Consider the following 4,140-nt stretch of genomic DNA (forward strand, 5'->3'; position numbering starts at 1 on the left):
ATATATATCCTATATTATATACTATATACACCTATGTTAACATAAAAATGATTCCTAATTATTTGATATTGAGTGTATAACGTAGTGCTGACAAGGTATGAAAGCGTATAAAATATTTTGTTCCAGTTAGAAATGTATATACATATAAAGAAAAAAAGGAAAAAATGAACAAATTCATGTTCGTTTTTTCCTTTTTCCTATTATTCACCTTCTACAATTAGCATCGATGTGTTACCGCTTTTTTCAAGATGGCATTCGCCCCAAGTACAAAGAGAATCAAGAATGGACTCTAAAGACCAACCGTATTCTGTAAGTGAATATTCTACTTTTGGTGGTACTTGATTGTATACCTTTCTTTGAATAACCCCATCGTCTTCTAATTCACGTAATTGCTGAGTTAACATTTTTTGTGTAATCCCAGGCATTAAACGTTTTAGTTCACTCGTTCTTTTTGTGCCTTTCGTTAGATGACAAAGGATAACAACCTTCCATTTTCCACCGATAACCTCTAAAGTCGCTTCAACGGGAATATTGTATTTCTTCATATAAAAATCTCCTTTGATGAATGTAGATTTAAGTTCTCCAACAAAAGAAGCTAAATAATTAAATGTTACTAAAAAGTGCCTATAGCACTTTAAAGTACGTACTTTTTATCATGTTGAATATGTTCCATAATAGCATACGTAAGAGGGAAATGAGTAGTACGGTACTAAAAAGTGCCTATGTTACTTTTAGGTACCTATCGTACTTTTAAGTGCGTTCTTCAAAAAAAGAGTAAAGCCATTCATAATAGCGTATATCAACAGTAAAGTTATTTTTGTAGAAGATAAAAAGGCCTTTTTATCATACTATTATGATTGGATTTCTCGCATTAAGGAGGAGTTCAATTGAATTCATATACAGTATCTTCTTCGGTTATGCAGACGAATCGGAGAAGTATGTTTGCTTTATTAGCACTAGCAATTAGTGCGTTTGGAATTGGTACAACTGAATTTATTAGTGTCGGCTTATTACCATCTATCTCAGAGGATTTACATGTTTCTGTTACAACAGCGGGGTTAACTGTTTCTTTATATGCATTAGGAGTAGCGTTTGGTGCTCCAGTATTAACGTCATTAACAGCTAGTATGTCGCGAAAGACGTTATTAATGTGGATTATGATTATTTTCATTATTGGTAATGGAATTGCGGCGGTAGCAACAAGTTTTACTGTGTTACTTATTGCGAGGGTTGTATCTGCATTTGCGCATGGTGTTTTTATGTCAATTGGATCTACAATTGCGGCTGCGCTTGTACCTGAGAATAAACGTGCAAGTGCAATAGCATTTATGTTTACTGGTTTAACTGTTGCGACTATTACAGGTGTACCAATTGGAACATTTATCGGTCAACAATTTGGCTGGAGGGCCTCGTTTATTGTTATTGTGGCCATTGGAATCGTTGCTTTAATCGCCAATAGTATGCTAATTCCTTCTAATTTAAAAAAAGGTACGTCTGTATCATTTCGCGATCAATTTAAGCTGATTACGAATGGAAGACTGTTACTTTTATTTATTATTACTGCATTAGGATACGGGGGAACGTTCGTAACATTTACGTATTTATCTCCGTTATTACAAGAAGTAACAGGATTTAAAGCAAGTACCGTTACAATTATTTTGTTAGTATACGGAATTGCAATTGCGATTGGGAATATGGTCGGGGGAAAATTATCAAATCATAATCCGATTCGAGCGTTATTTTACATGTTCTTTATTCAAGCGATTGTATTATTTGTTTTAACATTTACAGCGCCATTTAAAGTCGCTGGATTCATCACAATTATTTTCATGGGACTATTCGCATTTATGAATGTTCCAGGGCTACAAGTGTATGTTGTTATATTAGCTGAGAGGTTTGTACCTAGCGCTGTTGATGTAGCATCGGCGATTAACATTGCAGCATTTAACGCAGGAATTGCTCTTGGTGCTTACTTGGGCGGTATTGTAACGAACTCGTTAGGATTAATTCATACGGCTTGGGTAGGTGGAATTATGGTAGTAGGTGCTGTTGTTTTAACTGCGTGGAGTATGACATTAGAAAAAAGAGATCAAGTAAAATAAAAGGAGAGAAAATAAAATGAAAAACTTACAAAGTAAAACAGTATTAAATAATGGTGTAGAAATGCCTTGGTTCGGTTTAGGTGTATTTAAAGTAGAGGATGGACCAGAACTTGTAGAAGCAGTGAAATCGGCGATTAAAGCAGGATACCGCAGCATTGATACAGCTGCAATTTACGGAAATGAAAAAGCTGTAGGTGAAGGAATTCGCGCGGGTATAAAAGAAGCAGGCATTTCTCGTGAAGATTTATTCATTACTTCAAAAGTGTGGAATTCGGATCAAGGATATGAAACGACACTTGCTGCATATGAAGAAAGCTTAAAAAAATTAGAGCTGGATTATTTAGATTTATACCTTGTTCATTGGCCTGTAGAAGGGAAATATAAAGATACGTGGAGAGCGTTAGAAACACTTTATAAAGAAAAACGCGTACGTGCAATTGGGGTAAGTAATTTCCAAATTCATCACTTACAAGATGTAATGAAAGATGCAGAAATTAAACCAATGATTAACCAAGTAGAATACCACCCTCGTTTAACACAAAAAGAATTACAAGCTTTCTGTAAAGAACAAGGTATTCAAATGGAAGCATGGTCACCACTTATGCAAGGTCAATTATTAGATAATGAAACATTACAAGAAATTGCTGAGAAACACGGTAAAACAACAGCGCAAGTTATTTTACGTTGGGATCTTCAAAATGGAGTAATCACTATTCCAAAATCAACGAAAGAACACCGCATTATTGCAAATGCCGATATATTTAATTTCGAATTAACGAAAGAAGATATGGAAAAAATCGATGCGTTAAATCAAAATCACCGCGTTGGTCCGGATCCTGATAACTTCGATTTCTAAGATTAAAGTAAGAAAGAAGAGTGCGTAAAAGCACTCTTTTTTTGTGCATAAAAATAGTTTCTAAATAAATACTACTTAGTATTAAGTTTGTGATAAGGGGCTGTAAACATGAATATAAAGCAATCGTTCAAGATTTTAGCTATGTTTTTAAGTGTTTTATTTGTGTTATTCCCGCTTCAAAAAGCATTTGCAGAAGTTATGGACCATACAAAGTATGAAATGAATTGGAGTTATAGTAAGTCAAAGAAGAAACCAATTCGAACAGAGCTTATTAAAACGGCAGATGGCAAAATTGCTTTTTGCTTAAATGTAGATTTGAAATCTCCAAGCGGTCAAGATTTACCGGAAATGGGGAAAGTGGATATTAACGTATACCGTGTACTATTGAATGGATATCCACAAAAGAGTCCACAAGAATTAGGTGTTTCTGATTGGAGAGAAGCACATTACGCAACGCAGCTTGCAGTGTGGAATGCGTTAAAACAAATCGATATTAATGATTTAGACTTCCGCAATAAAAATGTAGAGAAAGTAACGAAAGACATTGTTGCAAAAGCAAGCGCTAGTGAAGAGTTACAAGAAATTACGATGAGTGTAACTCCTACAGAAGAACAAGAAGCAGTATTAAAAAATGATTTCTTTGAAACAGGTTTATATACAGTAGAAACAAATGCAAAAAGCGGAACGTATAAAGTACAAGCAACAGGTGCACCAGCGGGCGTGAAATTTGCAAATGAAAAAGGCGAAACAAAAACAGAATTTAATGTAGGAGAAAAGTTCCGCATTTTAATTCCAAAACAAACACCAGCTGGTGGATTTAGCTTTAAAGTATCAGGAAATTTAACGAAATTACAAGGGATTGCGCATAAAGGTACATCGACTATTCAAAATGCAGTAGTATTACTTGAGCGTAGTGAAGAAAAAACAAGTCCAGAGTTAGCGGTAAGTTGGAAAAAGGCTGAGGCTCCAAATAAACCAAATAAGCCATATACTCCAAATGAACCGCATAAACCGAATCAAAAGAGATAATGAAAAAGCATTGGCGTATGCCAATGCTTTTTCATATGAATTCTTTAAAGGTATATCAAGATAATAATTAATCGAGTGAAACACTATTTTAACGTTTTAAAAAGTATTTAAAAATAATAAAATGTGACAAAATCTAAACGTTACAATAAATGG

4 protein-coding genes are annotated in these 4,140 nt (G+C 34.4%); 3 read left to right on the forward strand and 1 reads right to left on the reverse strand.

The features are described 5' to 3' along the window. Positions 1-200: 200 nt before the first annotated feature. Positions 201-545 carry a winged helix-turn-helix transcriptional regulator gene (locus ABWK52_RS20085; protein WP_000760475.1) on the reverse strand — a complete coding sequence of 115 codons (345 nt, stop codon included), beginning with the start codon at positions 543-545 and terminating at the stop codon, positions 201-203. A 372-nt stretch (positions 546-917) separates the two neighbouring features. On the opposite strand from ABWK52_RS20085, the gene ABWK52_RS20090 reads away from it, so the two are divergent. From ABWK52_RS20090 to ABWK52_RS20100, 3 genes are all read left to right on the forward strand, one after another. After that, on the forward strand, positions 918-2,102 hold the full coding sequence (locus ABWK52_RS20090; RefSeq protein WP_167754514.1) for an MFS transporter: 1,185 nt from the start codon (positions 918-920) through the stop codon (positions 2,100-2,102). A 16-nt stretch (positions 2,103-2,118) separates the two neighbouring features. Beyond that, positions 2,119-2,958 carry an aldo/keto reductase gene (locus ABWK52_RS20095; RefSeq protein WP_000793550.1) on the forward strand — a complete coding sequence of 280 codons (840 nt, stop codon included), beginning with the start codon at positions 2,119-2,121 and terminating at the stop codon, positions 2,956-2,958. 108 nt (positions 2,959-3,066) lie between these two features. Beyond that, a complete protein-coding gene (locus ABWK52_RS20100) occupies positions 3,067-3,987 on the forward strand; it encodes a thioester domain-containing protein (protein ID WP_001022515.1) in 921 nt (306 codons plus the stop codon). Positions 3,988-4,140: the final 153 nt, after the last annotated feature.

This window comes from Bacillus sp. AP50, from assembly GCF_040492675.1.
Classification (GTDB): Bacteria; Bacillota; Bacilli; order Bacillales; family Bacillaceae_G; genus Bacillus_A; species Bacillus_A cereus.

What these genes read in the sequence shown, in the direction of transcription:
- ABWK52_RS20085 (WP_000760475.1), bottom strand. Translation starts at nt 545, where the DNA reads ATGAAGAAATACAATATTCCCGTTGAAGCGACTTTAGAGGTTATCGGT.
- ABWK52_RS20095 (WP_000793550.1), top strand. Translation starts at nt 2,119, where the DNA reads ATGAAAAACTTACAAAGTAAAACAGTATTAAATAATGGTGTAGAAATG.
- ABWK52_RS20100 (WP_001022515.1), top strand. Translation starts at nt 3,067, where the DNA reads ATGAATATAAAGCAATCGTTCAAGATTTTAGCTATGTTTTTAAGTGTT.
- ABWK52_RS20090 (WP_167754514.1), top strand. Translation starts at nt 918, where the DNA reads ATGCAGACGAATCGGAGAAGTATGTTTGCTTTATTAGCACTAGCAATT.